Raw genomic sequence first — 13,990 nt, 5'->3', positions numbered from 1 at the left:
TATGGTTGCAGCAGTACAGGATATTTGCTATAATGGATACAGTTGAATGTGAACGCGATAACATAATACGGGAAAGGGGAGGATGACCACAGGACATAAAACGGGGTGTTGCAGGATGACGGACTCCACAGCGGAATATTTACCAGCGAAACGGCAGATACTGCGCAGTGTGGGAAGCCGCGTTTTGCAACACCCTATTTTAGACATATGGATTTATGCAGGGGTCGTTTATTTGTGGTAATAATCGTAACACAATCCGTAAGGCTGGCATTTCTGCCATTTTCCCTTGCCGCGCTCGCCTACGAAAACACCGTTTTCAGCTACCAGGCGGCCGCGCAGGTATACCTGTTCCGGGCGCCCCTGGATCTTAAATCCTTCAAATGGTTCGTAATCAATTCCATGAAGGCTGTCCTTGTTGGTAATGACACCTTTCCACTCAGGGTCGAATATGACAATATCCGCATCAGCGCCAATGCGCAGTTCCCCTTTGCCGGGCAGGCCCACCACCTTGGCAGGATTGGTGGCAAACAGTTCCACAAATTTCTGCCGGGTGATCGTTCCCGTGCACACGCCGTAGGTCCACAGCAGGGCCAGACGGTCCTGGACGCCGGGGCAGCCGTTGGGTATGTTGGAAAAGTTGGTTCCTTTCTTTTTGGCTCCTTCAAACCCGCCGTCCAGGGCGCAGTGGTCGGAACCCACGGCAGTGAGCCATCCTTCCCGCACCGCCTGCCACAGGGCGTCCACGTGTTCCTGGGGCCTCAGCGGCGGCGAGCAAATGTACTTGGCTCCCTCAAAACCGGGCTGGTCAAGATAGTCGGTGGTAAGGGTCAGGTAATGGGTGCATGTTTCGCCAAAGACAGGCCATCCCTGGCTGTGCGCTTTGCGGATCGCCTCCATGGCTTCCTTTGCGCTCACATGGACCACAAAAAGAGGGCAGTCCGCGGCCTTGGCCAGGGCGATGGCGCGGCCGGTGGCCTCCTCCTCGGCAATGGGAGGACGGGCATGGTAGTGATACACTGGGGCGGTCTTTCCCTGGCTCAGATAATGGTTAGTCAGGATGGTTATGATATCTGCATTTTCCGCATGGACCATCATGGTAACGCCTGCCTCTTTGGCGTTCATCATGGCGTTTAAAATCGCCTCGTCATCACAGTAAAAAGCAGTTCCCTTATATGCCATGAAAAGCTTCAGGGTGGCCACCCCCACTTCGGGCAGATGCCTGACTTCCTCAAATACGGATTCCTTGGGGTCCATGATCACTGCATGGAATGCAAAATCCACAGAGGAAATGTCTTCTGCCTTGGCGGCCTGTTGGCGGATGGCATCTAGCAGGGGCACGTCTTTTTCCTGGGGGGCAAAGTCCACAATGGTTGTGGTCCCGCCCACGGCCGCAGCTTCAGCGGTTTCAAAAAGCCGGCCTCCGAAGGAGCCGTAGTGGACATGTTCATCCACGCCTCCCGGCAGGATGTATTTGCCCGCGGCATCCACGGTACGGTCTGCATCCATATTAAGATTGGATCCAATCTGGCGGATGGTCTCTCCTTCAATGTAGAGGTCGCCGGTGAATTCACTGGTAGCTGTGAGAATCGTTCCATTTTTAATCAGAAGGCTCATGATAACTCCTTTCATGGATACATGATGCGCCCGGGTCCCAGGCGCGGGACCGGCGTATCATGATCAGACAGCTTACTTGGCCGGATTGGATGATTACTGATCCATGGACCTTTCATGCTTGGTGTAAACGTTAGAATCGATCCCTTCCAGATATTCAACCACTTCATCTACAGGAACCACATCGGCAAACTTGGCTTCCATATCAAACAGGTTCCACTCGATCACGCCCGGTACACGGTCGCCCACAGTACCCTCGGGTACGATGGTCTTAAACCCGTAACCGGTGGAATCCATGACCGTATGGCGTACACATGCACAGGAGGTGGCGCCCATGACAATGAGGGTATCCACGCCCAGGAAATTCAGGGTCTGGGCAAGATGGGTTCCAAAGAAATTGGACGCATATTTTTTATGGATGACCGGCTCCTCCGGAAGTGGTTTAAGCTTTGGATCGATCTCCAGCCACTCAGAGTTGATATCCAGGGCGCTCATAGGGATCTTTTCATCCCAGCGGGGAAGATCCCACTGCTGCTTGCCTACATATCCTGTGGTGGTATGGAAAATAGGAACCCCTGCCTTGCGGCCTGCTTCCAGCACCTTCAGGGCATTGGCGCATACTTCCTCGGAATGGTCACAGGTAAAGGGGTGTCCTTCACTCATCCATGCCTTGGCCATATCCACGGTGGTGATGGCCGGAGCTTTTCCAAAACCCATTTTACGCATGAATCCGCGTTCTTTATAGATCTTGCGCGCCTCTGCAAATGCTTTTTTAAGAAGTTCCTCATCAAACTCATAATGATCCACAAATTTATAATCCTTGTTCTCTGCCATGAAATATGTACTCCTTTCTTAACGAAACGCTGACGGGTATGGAATCTGTTCCGGATCAGATCCATGAAATAGTGAAGATAACCAATAATAAGCCTATTATCATAATGTTTTTGTGCACTTTGCTGTCGTAACTATAGTATAACAATGTCATTTCAATTTGAAAAGGGACTTTGGACCTTTGTCAGATACTGTACCGTGACAGCTGCCTGTCATGTGAAACAAGCATTTAATGATTGGAAGGAGATCTGCCATGACAGAGAAGAAGCTGTCCACCCTGGGTTATCTTATGGACAGGCTGGGCCTTTCCACAGCGGGACTGGCCCGCAGGCTCCATGTGGATGCCAGCCTGGTGAGCAAATGGCGCAGCGGCAGCCGCCGCCTCAATGTGAAGTCCGTATATTTTGAGGAGATATGCGCCATGCTTTTAGAGCAGGACGGCACGGCCTTAGATGATGCCCTGCATTCCCTGGTCCTGCTTAAGGACAGTGAGGATTCCCCGGACACTGCGGTGCTCCTTCGGCGGGTCCTCACCGACCGGCATTTTACGGTTCCCAGGGCATTTACCCTGAGGACAGAGGCGGTGTGTACGGCGGAGATCGCAGTGTATACCAGCGGCGAAGGGCGGCGGCAGGCCATATCAGACCTGTTGGATGTGGCTGAGGCCATGGAGATGCCGGGAGAGATGCTTTATGTGGATTCCGAGCAGAGCAGGTGGCTGCTGGAGGATCCGGTCTATGCACAGGAGTGGGTCGGGCGGATGCTGGGGCTTTTGGACCGGGGATTTATCTTCCGGGCGGCCCTTCACTTTTCCGTGTCAGTGGACGGATTTGTATCATTTTTCCACCTGTGCAGCCCTCTGATCTTCCACCGCAATGCCCACTGGTTTTACCACCAGTATTATGATGAAAATATATACTGGTTTTCCTTTTTTATCCTGGAACATGCCATGAGCGTTTCTGGGATGTCCATGTCCACGGAACAGACCTCCACCACGGTCTACACGGATGCGTATTCCATACTCCAGCACAGGAATGTGTTCCATATGGTGCTGACCAGCTGCCGGCCCATGTTCATGGATCTCTCCACCTATATGGGACGGGAGGCTGTAAGCAGGTTAAACAGTTCTGTGCGCCAGGGCGAAAAGCTTCTTTCCTATCTGCCGGCGCCTGCATTTATGACAGTGGAGGAAACGCTGTTAAATGATATCCTGCAGGAAAATGAAGTCACAGGCCAGGCAGCTTCCCGGTGCAGGGAGATCAACCGGCTTCTCAGGGCAATGACGGAGCGGCATCTGGCGGCAGGGGAGGAGATCATACAGATCCTGCAGCTGGATGAGATGCAGCGCCGGATCCGCACCCGCTATATAAGCACCAGCCTGTCGCTGATTTGCAAAAAGCAGGTGGTGATCTCCCCGATCCACTGTGCCAGGGGGCTGGAGGAATTAGCCGGCCGCATGGAGCGGTATCCTTTCTGCCGCCTGTTCCTCACAGACGGCACGGACCATATCTGCCTGCCGGACATCAACTGCTGGTGCCACGGCACATCCTGGATGGTCCAGATGGACGCACATGGCTTTCGGGTCTGCCATGAGTCCACACTCTCCGGCGCAGCCTATATAACGCTGGAACAGGGATGGCGCAGGGTTCCTCCGGGCCGCAAGGATCCGGCAGCTGTCCTGTCCGTGCTCCGGTCTCTGATTACATATATTAAGGATTGCATTTTATAATACATACTGTTATAATAAGTAGTAATCAATACTACATGTTAAAATGCATGGATAAGAAACCGGAGGACTTTTGTATGACCTACAAGATTATTGGGGACAGTTGTCTTGATTTGACTGATGAGTTAAAGAAGGATCCAAGATTCCAGATGATACCGCTGACATTGCAGGTTGGAAGCGCGCTGGTAGTGGATGACGAGACATTTGACCAGAAGAAATTTATAGATTTGGTAAAGGCCTGCCCGGAATGCCCGAAGACGGCATGCCCTTCACCGGAGACATTTAAGGAAGCATATGAGGAAGCAGATGCAGAGGGAGTGTTTGTGATCACTCTTTCAGGCCATCTCAGCGGAAGCTATAATTCGGCGGAGCTGGCCAGGAAGCTGTTTGAGGAGGAGCGGGCTGAAAAGGGTCATGGGGATCAGGAGAAGAGGGTGGCTGTGATCGATTCACTGTCCGCATCCTCAGGTGAACTGAACATTGCCATGTATATCCAGGCCCTGTGCGAAGCTGGTCTGGAATTTGACCAGGTGCTGGAAAAGGCTCTTGCGTACAGGGACAGTATGAAAACATATTTTGTTCTGGAAAGCCTGGATACGCTCCGCAAGAACGGAAGGCTTTCAGGGCTTCAGGCATTTTTTGCCACGGCCCTGAACATTAAGCCTGTGATGGGCGCTGATTCAGGAACTATCATCAAGCTGGACCAGGCCAGAGGAATCAATAAGGCGATTCAGAGAATGTGCGATATTGCGGTGAAGGAAGCCGGGAACACCGTGGATAAGATCGCAGTGGTATGTCATGTAAACCACCCCCAGCGGGCAGAGTACATGAAATCAGAGCTGGAGAAGCGAGGGACTTTTAAGGATATTGTGATCACCACAGCAGCCGGAGTGGCTACTGTGTATGCCAATGACGGCGGCATTATCCTGGCAATATAACTTGAGATGACAGGAAGTTGTGAATGAGAAGAAGCTGGATATTGGCAGTGGTGCTTGTACTGGGAGTGCTGCTGTCGGGAATAACAGGATACCTGATATGGCATACGGTGCATAACAGCTATGTGAAGGCCGAAGTGATGGATGGCGGTCCGGGGGCATCAGGCAATGCCGGTCCGGCAGACGGCTCCGGCCAGGACAGCGCCGGCCTTCACGGCAACCAGGGCGCGGGCGGACAGGGAGAAGGATCCCGGGGCATCGGCGGACCGGAAGGTTTTCAGGATGGCCGGCAGGACGCCGGACAGGGAGTGGAAGGCCTTGACAACGGTGGTGAAGAAGGTAGTATGACAGAGGATGGCGGAGCGGATCCAGAGCCGAAGGATTCCACCATCCGTTTTGTGTTTGCCGGCGATATCCTTTTATCAGACCATGTGCTGGCGGCCTATAACAAGACCGGGACCATTGGCAGTGTTGTGGACCAGGGCTTGAGGGACGTGATCGATGGCAGCGATGTGTTTATGGCAAACCAGGAGTTTCCGTTCAGCAACAGGGGAAGCGCTGCCGCAGATAAGCAGTTTACCTTCCGCCTGCCTCCGGAGAAGGTGTCCTTGCTAAAGGAGATGGGGATTGACATTGTAACCCTTGCCAATAACCATGCTCTGGATTTTGGTACGGATGCCCTGCTGGACACCTGCGACACGCTGGATGAGGCGGGAATATACCGGGTAGGGGCAGGCGCAAACCTGGAGGAAGCCAGGAAACCTGTGATCATGGAGATCAAGGGAAAGACCATAGGATTTCTGGGCGCATCCAGGGTGATACCCGTGGGTTCCTGGAATGCCACGGCCACAAGCCCGGGCATGCTGACCACCTACGATCCCACCATGCTGCTAGAGGATATCAAGAGCGCAAAGGAAACATGTGATTTTGTGATTGTGTACGTGCATTGGGGAATTGAGCGGGACGAGTATCCCCAGGATTACCAGCGCACCATGGGAAAGCAGTATATTGACGCGGGGGCGGACATGGTGATCGGCAGCCATCCCCATGTGCTTCAGGGCATGGAATACTACAATGGTAAACCCATTGTGTACAGCCTGGGCAATTTTGTATTTGGAAGCAGCATCCCTAAGACAGCCCTTCTCACAGCTGACTGGGATGGAGAGAACCTGTCCCTTGTGTTCGTACCCGGGACATCCTCGGGCGGCTACACGCGCCCATTGACGGGAGAAGATGAAAAGCAGGCATTTTACCAGTATCTCACGGGACTCTCTTATGGGGTAGTGATCGATGGGGAAGGGTGCAGGCAGGAATAAAAAGATTTGATCCTATATGGATATATTAAGGGCGTGCAGCACGAATCCCATCGTGTGCACGCCCTTTTGTCATAGATGGCCGGTGCGGTATCCTGAGTCCGATCAGGATCAATCCACAAACTGCTCCCCATAGCCGTAATGCTCAACCACATAGTCGATATCCTTATCGCCTCTGCCGCTTAAGCAGACCAGGATGGCACCCTGGCGCATTTCCCTGGCCCTGCGCATGGCATAAGCAACCGCATGCGCACTCTCAATGGCAGGGATGATCCCCTCATACCGGGACAGCTTAAAGAAGGCGTCCATGGCTTCCTCATCGCTGACCGTATCGTATTTGACCCTTCCAAGATCATGAAGGAAGGCGTGCTCCGGGCCCACGGAAGGATAGTCCAGGCCGCTGGCAATGGAGTAGACCGGGGCCGGCTCACCATTTTCATCCTTGAGCATAATGCTCTCAAATCCATGCATGACGCCTTTTTCACCAAACTTCATGGATGCCGCGTGGTCACCCAGATGTTCTCCCTTGCCAAGGGGTTCCACTCCGGTGATGTCCACCGGGTCATCTAAGAAGGGTATGAACATCCCGATGGAGTTGCTTCCTCCTCCCACACAGGCGCAGACCTCATCCGGGAACATTCCTGTCATCTCGTAGAACTGGTCCCTTGCCTCATAGCCCACCACGGATTGAAAATCCCGCACCATCAGTGGGAACGGATGGGGACCCAGGGCAGAGCCGATGCAGTAGATAGAGTCCTTATAGTTTTTTGCATAGGATTCAAATGCGGAATCCACTGCCTCCTTCAGAGTCTTAAGCCCATGGGTAACCGGAACCACCTTGGCGCCCAGTATCTTCATCCTGGTCACATTGGGGGCCTGTTTTGCAATATCCACTTCACCCATGTGGATCTCGCACTCCAGTCCGAAAAACGCGGCGGCGGTAGCCAGGGCCACCCCGTGCTGTCCGGCTCCTGTCTCCGCGATCAGGCGCTTCTTTCCCATGAACTTTGCCAGAAGTCCCTCGCCCATACAGTGATTCAGCTTGTGGGCCCCGGTGTGGTTTAGATCCTCGCGTTTCAGATAGATCTGGCAGTTGCCGATCTTCTTGGAGAGACGCTCGCAATGGTACACAGGGGTAGGCCTTCCCTGGAATTCCCTGCGGATCCTTCGCAGTTCATTGATAAACTGGGAAGAATGGCAGATGGTCTGGTAGGCGTCTGCAATTTCCTCAAATGCGGGAATCAGTTCCGGGGTCAGGTAGGCGCCGCCGTAAGCGCCAAAACGCCCGTCTTTGTCCGGATAGTTTTTTAGGTATGTTCTGTAGTCCATAAATTTCTCCTTTTTCAAATCGTTATGAATCCCATTATATCTTTAATGGACGGGCTTTTCAATCCATATTATTTGTAGTATCCTGATATTCAGGGAAACATTTTAAAAAATCATTTTCAGGAGGTGTTTTTATATGAAAAAACTGGGTCTGGTAGGGGGCATGGGGCCGGAGTCCACGATCCCTTATTACCGTGGGATCGTCTATGGCGTCCGTGAACGGATGGGGGAAAATGTAATGCCGTTTTTGTCCATGGAAAGTGTAAACGTGTTTGATATCCTGGTATTCTGCAGGGAGAGGCGATATGATGACCTGGCTGAATATCTGTTAAAGGCGATCGGGAACCTGGCCGCGGCAGGGGCTGACTTTGCCGCCCTGTCAGCCAATACGCCTCATATTGTATTTGACCAGGTACAAAAGCAGTCGCCCATTCCGTTGATCAGTATTGTGGGGGCTGCCTGCGGGGAGGCGGTCAGGCGGAATCTGACGAAAATCGGTTTAATGGGAACCATATTTACCATGGAGGAGGATTTTTTTAAAAAGCCATTTACAGATAAGGGGATCCAGATCGCAATTCCCAGGGAAGATGAGATGGAGTACATAAACAGAAAAATCTATACCGAGCTGGAATTTGCAGATGTCAGGGAGGATACCCGGCAGGAATTTCTGTCCATTGTGCGCAGAATGAAGGAGGAGGATGGGATCCAGGCTATCGTTCTTGGATGTACGGAGCTGCCGTTGATCCTTAATGACCATATTTCCCCTGTTCCCTGCCTGGACACCATGAAGATACATGTCAGGGCCTTGGTAAAGGAAATTATAGATGGATAAGATTGAGAGCAGATTATAAATAAATAAAACCAAGAGTGAATGAAATTCAGTATAAATATTAATATAATCAATAAAATAATTAAAAATATTAATATTTATATTGACATTTATGAGATTGTGGTAGTATACTGACATCAGGCAGCAGGGAAAAGAAGGGAAGTGATGAGATGAAAAAGGTTATCAGCCGTTGTCCGGTATGCAACAGTGAGCTGACCGTGGCAAGGCTTAAGTGTGATTCCTGCGATACGGTGATTGAGAACAATTTTAAACTCAGTAAATTTGATTATCTCTCCGATGAGGAACTGTATTTTACAGAGACATTTATCCGGTGCAGGGGGAATATCAAGGAAGTGGAAAAGGCCATGGGGATATCGTATCCCACGGTACGCTCCAAGCTGGAAGCAGTGATCAAGAAGCTGGGATATGAGACGGGAACCGATGATCAGGCGGCCAGAAAGGAAGAGATCCTAAGGGCGCTGGAGAATGGGGAGATAACAGCAGAACAGGCCATTGCCCAATTAAAGTAGCAGCCAGAAACCACGATTTCAAGAATAAGGAGCATTCATTATGGATGAAAAACTAAGAATATTAAAGATGATAGAGGAAGGCACCATCACGGCGGAGCAGGGAGCGGAGCTGATCGCGGCCATGAATCTGGATTCACAGGCACCGGAGACAGGGATCGAACGGATCAACTATGATAAGAAGATGTTTCGCATTATTGTGGACAGCGTTTCCGGGGACAAGGTCAAGGTCCAGTTTCCTGTTGGAGCCATTAAGAAGGTACTGAAGGCAACGGGCAAACTTCCCATACCGGAAAAGGATCTTCAGGGTGTGGATCTTGCCAGTATGATGGAAGCCATTTCCGAATGTCTGGATGATGAGCTGGAAGGGGACTTTGTCAATGTGGAGGCTGCGGACGGCTCCACTGTAAGGGTATATGTTGACAAATAGGGGCCGAAGATATGATTGTTAAGATCAGGACAAAGGGGATGCGCCTGTTTCTGCCTGTGCCGGTGAAATTTATGGGTTTGGCCATGAGATGGATGCCTGAAAGGATTATGGAGGATATCAGGGCCAATATACCGGAGCCATATGGCGGCCTGGTTACAAAAGATCATATCCTTATGGTGCTGGAAGAATGCCTGGATGTGATCAAAGAAAGCAAGGGCCTGGAAGTAATCCATGTGGAGACAGGGGACGGCACATATTTATCAGTTAAACTGTAAAAAGCGATATACGGGACTTAAGAATACCGCCCGGTCACTGGATTCCAGCGGCCGGGCGGTGTTTTTGTATATATGCTTATTTTAGTATTAAAGCCTGCGTGCAATGGCCTTGATAAAGTCCTCGCTGTTTAACACAACCGGATCCGGCAGGGAAGTGATAAGGGCCAGGTCCTTGGTCATTTCGCCGCCCTCAATGGTATCCAGGGTGGCCTTCTCCAGTTTGTCGGCAAATTCCATCAGATCTTGATTGCCGTCCAGTTCGCCCCGTTTCCTCAGTGCGCCGGTCCATGCAAAGATGGTTGCCACTGAGTTGGTGGAGGTTTCCTCGCCCTTTAAGTGCTTATAGTAATGGCGCTGTACTGTTCCGTGGGCTGCTTCGTACTCGAAGTTACCGTCCGGGGATACCAGAACAGAGGTCATCATGGCCAGGGAACCAAAGGCCGAGGAGATCATGTCGCTCATCACATCACCGTCATAGTTCTTGCAGGCCCAGATATAGCCGCCCTCAGATTTCATAACGCGGGCAACGGCATCATCAATCAGAGTGTAGAAATAAGTAATGCCCGCATCCTCAAACTTCTTTGTATATTCACTGTCAAAGATCTCCTGGAAAATGTCCTTAAAGGTATGGTCATACTGTTTGGAAATGGTATCCTTGGTGGCAAACCAAAGATCCTGCTTGGTATCAAGGGCATAGTTAAAGCAGCTTCTGGCAAAGCTTTCAATGGACTTGTTAACATTGTGCATACCCTGTACGATTCCGGGGCAGTTAAAGCTGTGGATCAGCTCGCGGCTTTCAGTCCCGTCCTCTGCCGTGTATACCAGTTCCACCTTGCCGGGGCCGGGGATTTTCATTTCAGAAGCCTTATACACGTCACCGTAGGCATGTCTTGCAATGGTGATGGGCTTTTTCCAGCATTTTACACAGGGCTCGATCCCTTTTACCACAATGGGGGCGCGGAACACGGTCCCGTCCAGGATGGCACGAATGGTGGCATTGGGGCTTTTCCACATATCCTTCAGATGATACTCCTCCACGCGGGCTGCGTTGGGGGTGATGGTAGCACACTTGACAGCCACACCGTACTTTTTGGTGGCGTTGGCGGAATCGATGGTTACCTGATCATTTGTCTCATCCCTGTATTCCAAACCCAGGTCGTAGTACTCTGTCTTCAGATCTATGTACGGCAGGATCAGGTTGTCTTTGATCATCTGCCAGAGAATCCTCGTCATCTCATCGCCGTCCATCTCTACAATGGGGGTGGTCATCTTAATTTTGTCCATACTATGTCCTCCTGATTTTTTGCATTATGTTATAGTATACAACGAATTACAGGTTAGAACAAGTTTAAAACTCTAAAATTTTTAAGCTTGTTTTCACCTGTTTTTCCCCTGCCATGTGTCCCTTTCCCTAAAACGCTGATGAAGGGTGTTGAGCACAAGGCGCTTGTTGCCGCTCCACAACGGGGCGATCAAAAGCTTTTTCGGGCCGTCACCGGTGATGCGGTGTATGGTCATCTCAGGCGGAAGAAGTTCCACGCAGTCTATGACAAGATCAATATATTCACTCATTTCCAGGACCGGAAAGGGGGCGCTGCGGTAAAGCTGGGACAGGTCCGTGCCCTCCAGTATGTGGAGCAGCTGTAGTTTGATGCCGTCAATGGCGGCGGCCTGGCCTGCACCTGGCCGCCCGGAAACGGCTGGACCAATGCCTGCCAGCCCGGAATTGGCCTGGCCGGCGCCTGTTATCCCTTCAGCCAGATATCTGACCGTGTCCAGCATCATTTCCCTTGTCTCGCCCGGCAGTCCCAGGATCACATGGACAATGACCGTTAACCCCGCCTTTTTGAGCCGGTCCACCGCTGATTCAAACACGGGCAGGGGATAGCCGCGGCGGATGAACTGCGCCGTGGACTGGTGGATGGTCTGCAGGCCCAATTCCACCCACACGGGCTTGATGGCGGCAAGTTCTTTTAACAGTTCCACCACCTCCGGTTCCAGACAGTCCGGCCGGGTTGCAATGGACAGGGCCGCGATCTCCGGATGACAGATGGCTTCCGTGAAGACAGAGCGCAGGCGGGAGACAGGCCCATAGGTATTGGTGTAGGACTGGAAGTAGGCGATATATGCGCCCTTGCCCGTCATTTTTCTCCGTACCTGGGCTTTGGCGGCCTCGATCTGTGCTGTAACGGATTCCATGGCAGGGGATGCAAAATCCCCTGATCCCCCCGCGCTGCAGAAAATACATCCGCCCGTGCCCAGCGTCCCGTCCCGGTTGGGACAGGTCATGCCTCCGTTCAGCGAGAGCTTATATACCTTTTGTCCAAATTGTTGTTTCAGTTCATAATCCAGGGAATGATAAGGTTTACCGTTCCAGTCCATAGGGCGCCGCCTTTCCGGTTATTTTCTTTTTGGATTATACCAGGAAAGAGGGAGTATTTCCATAAAAACTGTTTGGAACCTGTGAAATCAGGTAGTCAGAAATGATACCCAACCCAGCTTGACAGTCTTTCGCGCCTGCTCTCGGAATATGCCCTTACGGTATATGACGATCAGCCCTATTGGCCCACCGGGGACTATTGCACCATGATCTGCGCAGCCTGATCATCTCCGAAGAGAAGAACGAGGATCACACGCAGCCGGACAGTGTCTGGAGGCCATCAAAATAGGCAGTAGGCGGGAGCAGAAAGCATTTCCATAAAAATTCATACAATGCAGTAAAATATTCTATTGTGGTCCGGGCTGCTGTTGTGTTAAACTGATCACAGACAGGGGACAGCCCCTGATTTTGTGTATGATTAAAGGAGAGGTAAGGCATGAAGGTAAATGATACCATCCGGTTGATGGAAAGTGAAAACACAAAAAAACTTCTGGCTAAGCTGTACGGAGAGGACGCAGTGGCTGAGAACATGGCACGGTACCAGGAACTGCTGAAAGGATATGAGAAAACATTTGGAGACAGCGGGGATGTGCTTTTGTTTTCATCACCGGGACGCACGGAGATCAGCGGAAACCACACGGACCATAACCATGGAAAGGTCCTTGCGGGAAGCATTAACCTGGACTGTGTGGGAGTGGCTGCAAAGAACAGCTCCAACTATGTACATATTGTCAGTGAGACGTATAATCAGGACTTTACCATTGACTTAAACCATCTGGAGCCCAGCGATAAAAAGGCAGGGACCGTGGACCTGGTAAAGGGGCTGTTAAAGGGATTTGAGGAGTCGGGTTATGATGTGGGAGGCTTTAATGCATACATTACCAGCAATGTGATCAGTGCGGCAGGCGTCAGCTCCTCGGCTGCTTTTGAGATGCTTTTGTGCTCCATGCTCAACACATTCTTTAATGAGGGACGCATGGACAATGTGGCATACGCCCATATTGGAAAATATTCAGAGAACAACTACTGGGATAAGGCGTCAGGCCTTCTGGACCAGATGGCCTGCGCGGTGGGTGGCCTGATCACCATTGATTTTGTGGAGCCTTCAGCGCCGGTAGTGGAGAAAATCGAGTTTGATTTCGGATCCCAGAACCACAGCCTGATCATTGTCCAGACCGGCAAGGGCCACGCTGACCTGAGCGCGGACTACTCATCCGTTCCCAGCGAGATGAAGAAGGTGGCCCAGTATTTTGGCAAGGAAGTGCTGGCCCAGGTGTCGGAGGAAGAGGTGATCCGCAGCCTGGCAGCGGTGCGGGAGTTTGCGGGGGATCGTTCCGTGCTTCGCGCCCTTCATTTCTTTGAGGAAAACAAGAGGGTGGAAGCAGAGGTGGCTGCGCTGAAGGAGAACCGCTTTGGGGATTTTCTGGCCAACATCACAGCATCGGGAAACTCTTCCTGGAAATGGCTTCAGAACTGCTTTACCAACAGCAATTACCAGGAACAGGGCATCACAGTGACCCTGGCATTGACCGAATTGTTTATTGCCGGGAAACAAAAGGGCGCCTGCCGTGTCCACGGCGGAGGGTTTGCCGGTGTGATCATGGCCATGCTTCCCAATGAACTGGTGGATGAGTATGTTGAATACATTGAAAACTGTACGGGAAAGGGCAGTGCTTTTCGTATGAGCATCCGTCCATACGGGGCGATCTGTATCAATGACCATATGGGATGATGCGGGTCTGCTTTCCCCAAAAATATGGTGGCGGACAGCAGGATAATAGGGTATAATAAGGTCAGAAAATGATAG

The 13,990-nt window shown here is 51.5% G+C and carries 13 protein-coding genes; 8 read left to right on the top strand and 5 right to left on the bottom strand.

What is annotated here, in order from left to right; all coding sequences use genetic code 11:
- Positions 1 to 228: 228 nt before the first annotated feature.
- Positions 229 to 1,614 carry a dihydropyrimidinase gene (gene hydA, locus HMPREF9469_RS02475; protein WP_007858831.1) on the bottom strand — a complete coding sequence of 462 codons (1,386 nt, stop codon included), beginning with the start codon at positions 1,612 to 1,614 and terminating at the stop codon, positions 229 to 231.
- A gap of 93 nt (positions 1,615 to 1,707) precedes the next feature.
- Positions 1,708 to 2,445, bottom strand: coding sequence for an isochorismatase family protein (locus HMPREF9469_RS02470; protein ID WP_007858829.1), 738 nt, complete (start codon positions 2,443 to 2,445; stop codon positions 1,708 to 1,710).
- Between the two features lie 250 nt (positions 2,446 to 2,695).
- Here HMPREF9469_RS02470 and HMPREF9469_RS02465 point away from each other — a divergent pair, with 250 nt between their 5' ends.
- The 3 genes from HMPREF9469_RS02465 to HMPREF9469_RS02455 all read left to right on the top strand — a co-directional run bounded on the left by HMPREF9469_RS02465 (position 2,696) and on the right by HMPREF9469_RS02455 (position 6,419).
- The gene (locus HMPREF9469_RS02465) at positions 2,696 to 4,171 is read left to right on the top strand and encodes a helix-turn-helix domain-containing protein (protein WP_007858827.1); all 1,476 of its coding nucleotides are present in this window, start codon (positions 2,696 to 2,698) and stop codon (positions 4,169 to 4,171) included.
- Positions 4,172 to 4,245: 74 nt separating this feature from the next.
- Positions 4,246 to 5,106 carry a DegV family protein gene (locus tag HMPREF9469_RS02460; RefSeq protein ID WP_007858825.1) on the top strand — a complete coding sequence of 287 codons (861 nt, stop codon included), beginning with the start codon at positions 4,246 to 4,248 and terminating at the stop codon, positions 5,104 to 5,106.
- Between the two features lie 23 nt (positions 5,107 to 5,129).
- Complete coding sequence (locus tag HMPREF9469_RS02455; RefSeq protein ID WP_007858823.1) at positions 5,130 to 6,419, top strand: CapA family protein; 1,290 nt, start codon at positions 5,130 to 5,132, stop codon at positions 6,417 to 6,419.
- A 108-nt stretch (positions 6,420 to 6,527) separates the two neighbouring features.
- Here HMPREF9469_RS02455 and trpB read toward each other — a convergent pair whose 3' ends face one another.
- Entirely contained in the window at positions 6,528 to 7,745 is a 1,218-nt protein-coding gene (gene trpB / locus HMPREF9469_RS02450; protein WP_007858822.1) for a tryptophan synthase subunit beta, read from the bottom strand.
- Between the two features lie 133 nt (positions 7,746 to 7,878).
- Between trpB and HMPREF9469_RS02445 the strand changes: the two genes are divergently transcribed.
- From HMPREF9469_RS02445 to HMPREF9469_RS02430, 4 genes are all read left to right on the top strand, one after another.
- Entirely contained in the window at positions 7,879 to 8,574 is a 696-nt protein-coding gene (locus tag HMPREF9469_RS02445; protein WP_007858821.1) for an aspartate/glutamate racemase family protein, read from the top strand.
- 167 nt (positions 8,575 to 8,741) lie between these two features.
- Positions 8,742 to 9,101: a DUF2089 domain-containing protein gene (locus HMPREF9469_RS02440; RefSeq protein ID WP_007858820.1), complete on the top strand. Its 360-nt coding sequence runs from the start codon at positions 8,742 to 8,744 to the stop codon at positions 9,099 to 9,101.
- A 40-nt stretch (positions 9,102 to 9,141) separates the two neighbouring features.
- Positions 9,142 to 9,528 carry an SHOCT-like domain-containing protein gene (locus HMPREF9469_RS02435; protein WP_007858818.1) on the top strand — a complete coding sequence of 129 codons (387 nt, stop codon included), beginning with the start codon at positions 9,142 to 9,144 and terminating at the stop codon, positions 9,526 to 9,528.
- Positions 9,529 to 9,539: 11 nt separating this feature from the next.
- Positions 9,540 to 9,803, top strand: a complete 264-nt coding sequence (locus HMPREF9469_RS02430) for a hypothetical protein (protein WP_007858816.1) — start codon at positions 9,540 to 9,542, stop codon at positions 9,801 to 9,803.
- 87 nt (positions 9,804 to 9,890) lie between these two features.
- Here HMPREF9469_RS02430 and HMPREF9469_RS02425 read toward each other — a convergent pair whose 3' ends face one another.
- Together HMPREF9469_RS02425 and mnmL are read right to left on the bottom strand one after the other, a co-directional pair.
- On the bottom strand, positions 9,891 to 11,087 hold the full coding sequence (locus tag HMPREF9469_RS02425) for an NADP-dependent isocitrate dehydrogenase (RefSeq protein WP_007858815.1): 1,197 nt from the start codon (positions 11,085 to 11,087) through the stop codon (positions 9,891 to 9,893).
- 93 nt (positions 11,088 to 11,180) lie between these two features.
- Positions 11,181 to 12,185, bottom strand: coding sequence for a tRNA modification radical SAM protein MnmL/YtqA (gene mnmL / locus HMPREF9469_RS02420; RefSeq protein WP_007858813.1), 1,005 nt, complete (start codon positions 12,183 to 12,185; stop codon positions 11,181 to 11,183).
- A 434-nt stretch (positions 12,186 to 12,619) separates the two neighbouring features.
- Here mnmL and HMPREF9469_RS02415 point away from each other — a divergent pair, with 434 nt between their 5' ends.
- Positions 12,620 to 13,915: a galactokinase gene (locus HMPREF9469_RS02415; RefSeq protein WP_007858812.1), complete on the top strand. Its 1,296-nt coding sequence runs from the start codon at positions 12,620 to 12,622 to the stop codon at positions 13,913 to 13,915.
- The last annotated feature ends 75 nt before the right edge of the window (positions 13,916 to 13,990 follow it).

Origin of the sequence: [Clostridium] citroniae WAL-17108 (assembly GCF_000233455.1) — a bacterium.
GTDB classification, from domain to species: Bacteria; Bacillota; Clostridia; order Lachnospirales; family Lachnospiraceae; genus Enterocloster; species Enterocloster citroniae.
The sequence above is the reverse complement of the archived record's forward strand: the minus strand, read 5'-3'. Positions and strand labels throughout refer to the sequence as shown.

What these genes read in the sequence shown, in the direction of transcription:
- HMPREF9469_RS02445 (WP_007858821.1), top strand. Translation starts at nt 7,879, where the DNA reads ATGAAAAAACTGGGTCTGGTAGGGGGCATGGGGCCGGAGTCCACGATC.
- HMPREF9469_RS02435 (WP_007858818.1), top strand. Translation starts at nt 9,142, where the DNA reads ATGGATGAAAAACTAAGAATATTAAAGATGATAGAGGAAGGCACCATC.
- mnmL (WP_007858813.1), bottom strand. Translation starts at nt 12,185, where the DNA reads ATGGACTGGAACGGTAAACCTTATCATTCCCTGGATTATGAACTGAAA.
- HMPREF9469_RS02415 (WP_007858812.1), top strand. Translation starts at nt 12,620, where the DNA reads ATGAAGGTAAATGATACCATCCGGTTGATGGAAAGTGAAAACACAAAA.
- HMPREF9469_RS02465 (WP_007858827.1), top strand. Translation starts at nt 2,696, where the DNA reads ATGACAGAGAAGAAGCTGTCCACCCTGGGTTATCTTATGGACAGGCTG.
- HMPREF9469_RS02425 (WP_007858815.1), bottom strand. Translation starts at nt 11,087, where the DNA reads ATGGACAAAATTAAGATGACCACCCCCATTGTAGAGATGGACGGCGAT.
- hydA (WP_007858831.1), bottom strand. Translation starts at nt 1,614, where the DNA reads ATGAGCCTTCTGATTAAAAATGGAACGATTCTCACAGCTACCAGTGAA.
- HMPREF9469_RS02440 (WP_007858820.1), top strand. Translation starts at nt 8,742, where the DNA reads ATGAAAAAGGTTATCAGCCGTTGTCCGGTATGCAACAGTGAGCTGACC.
- HMPREF9469_RS02470 (WP_007858829.1), bottom strand. Translation starts at nt 2,445, where the DNA reads ATGGCAGAGAACAAGGATTATAAATTTGTGGATCATTATGAGTTTGAT.
- HMPREF9469_RS02460 (WP_007858825.1), top strand. Translation starts at nt 4,246, where the DNA reads ATGACCTACAAGATTATTGGGGACAGTTGTCTTGATTTGACTGATGAG.
- trpB (WP_007858822.1), bottom strand. Translation starts at nt 7,745, where the DNA reads ATGGACTACAGAACATACCTAAAAAACTATCCGGACAAAGACGGGCGT.
- HMPREF9469_RS02430 (WP_007858816.1), top strand. Translation starts at nt 9,540, where the DNA reads ATGATTGTTAAGATCAGGACAAAGGGGATGCGCCTGTTTCTGCCTGTG.
- HMPREF9469_RS02455 (WP_007858823.1), top strand. Translation starts at nt 5,130, where the DNA reads ATGAGAAGAAGCTGGATATTGGCAGTGGTGCTTGTACTGGGAGTGCTG.